General features: G+C 53.4%; 2 protein-coding genes. Both read left to right on the top strand.

Features of this window, described 5'->3' with window-relative positions; translation table 11 throughout:
* Window positions 1–97: 97 nt before the first annotated feature.
* Entirely contained in the window at window positions 98–1,270 is a 1,173-nt protein-coding gene (istA, locus tag BEA93_RS24165; protein ID WP_105225226.1) for an IS21-like element IS21 family transposase, read from the top strand.
* Window positions 1,270–1,919, top strand: a 650-nt coding sequence (istB, locus tag BEA93_RS24160) for an IS21-like element IS21 family helper ATPase IstB (protein ID WP_123057435.1), incomplete at its 3' end; no start/stop codon positions are given. The genes istA and istB, both read left to right, overlap by 1 nt.

Here is a 1,919-nt window from a genome sequence, read left to right as displayed (position 1 = left end):
AGCGCCAGTGATATAAGACGGTAATTCACCATTTGGATTGTCCGCTCCACCCAACATGTTGTTTCCTTAAGGTTCTCACACCCAAAAGGACATCAACATGCTGAGCAGAGAGGACTTTTACATGATAAAGCAAATGCGCCAGCAGGGCGCGTACATTGTCGATATTGCGGCTCAGATTGGTTGCTCTGAACGAACGGTCAGACGCTATCTCAAATACCCTGAACCGCCAGCCAGAAAAACCCGCCACAAAATGGTTAAGCTGAAACCGGTTATGGATTACATCGACATGCGCCTGGCAGAGAATGTCTGGAATAGCGAGGTTATCTTCGCGGAGATTAAGGCAATGGGCTATACGGGCGGACGTTCCATGCTGCGTTACTACATCCAGCCCAAACGTAAAATGCGTCCGTCAAAAAGAACAGTTCGCTTCGAAACTCAGCCTGGATACCAGCTCCAGCACGACTGGGGCGAAGTTGAGGTGGAGGTTGCCGGGCAACGGTGCAAAGTTAACTTTGCGGTTAATACGCTGGGGTTCTCCCGCCGCTTCCATGTCTTCGCCGCACCAAAACAGGATGCTGAGCATACCTACGAATCACTGGTTCGCGCCTTCCGCTACTTCGGTGGTTGTGTGAAAACGGTGCTGGTTGATAACCAGAAGGCTGCGGTGCTGAAGAATAACAACGGGAAAGTCGTGTTCAACTCCGGATTCCTGTTACTGGCCGACCACTATAACTTCCTGCCACGGGCATGCCGTCCACGCAGGGCCAGAACAAAAGGTAAGGTTGAGCGGATGGTGAAATACCTCAAGGAGAACTTCTTCGTCCGGTACCGCAGGTTCGACAGCTTCACTCATGTCAATCAACAACTGGAGCAATGGATAGCCGATGTGGCTGACAAACGGGAACTTCGCCAGTTCAAAGAAACGCCGGAACAGCGCTTCGCGCTGGAGCAGGAACATCTGCAGCCGTTACCGGATACGGACTTCGATACCAGTTACTTCGACATCCGCCATGTGTCCTGGGACAGCTATATCGAGGTTGGCGGTAATCGTTACAGCGTTCCCGAAGCGCTGTGTGGTCAGCCGGTATCGATACGAATATCGCTGGATGACGAGTTGCGGATCTACAGTAATGAGAAACTGGTGGCCTCACATCGCCTCTGTTCGGCATCGTCTGGCTGGCAGACAGTGCCGGAGCATCACGCCCCGCTCTGGCAGCAGGTCAGTCAGGTGGAACATCGACCACTGAGTACCTATGAGGAGCTGTTGTGATGCATGAGCTGGAAGTCCTGCTGAGCCGCCTGAAAATGGAGCATCTGAGTTATCACGTTGAAAGCCTGCTGGAACAGGCAGCTAAAAAAGAGCTGAACTACCGGGAGTTCCTGTGCATGGCGCTACAGCAGGAATGGAACGGCAGGCATCAGCGCGGTATGGAGTCCCGGCTGAAGCAGGCTCGTCTGCCGTGGGTCAAAACGCTGGAGCAGTTCGACTTTACCTTCCAGCCGGGCATCGACCGTAAGGTTGTCCGGGAACTGGCTGGTCTGGCGTTCGTGGAGCGCAGCGAAAACGTGATCCTGCTGGGACCTCCTGGTGTCGGAAAAACGCATCTGGCCATAGCTCTTGGCGTAAAAGCGGTGGATGCGGGACATCGGGTACTGTTTATGCCACTGGACAGACTGATCGCGACACTGATGAAAGCGAAACAGGAAAACCGGCTGGAGCGTCAGCTACAGCAACTGAGTTATGCCCGGGTGTTGATCCTGGATGAAATAGGTTATCTGCCGATGAACAGAGAGGAAGCCAGCCTGTTCTTCCGGCTACTGAACCGTCGATATGAAAAAGCGAGCATCATACTGACGTCAAACAAAGGGTTCGCAGACTGGGGAGAAATGTTCGGAGATCACGTGCTGGCAACAGCGAT

The organism is Escherichia sp. MOD1-EC5950, from assembly GCF_002965345.1.
Lineage (GTDB): Bacteria > Pseudomonadota > Gammaproteobacteria > Enterobacterales > Enterobacteriaceae > Escherichia > Escherichia marmotae.
The sequence above is the reverse complement of the archived record's forward strand: the minus strand, read 5'-3'. Positions and strand labels throughout refer to the sequence as shown.

Bases quoted from the DNA above. Each gene is read 5' to 3' on its own strand.
- istA (WP_105225226.1), top strand. From the start codon at position 98: ATGCTGAGCAGAGAGGACTTTTACATGATAAAGCAAATGCGCCAGCAG.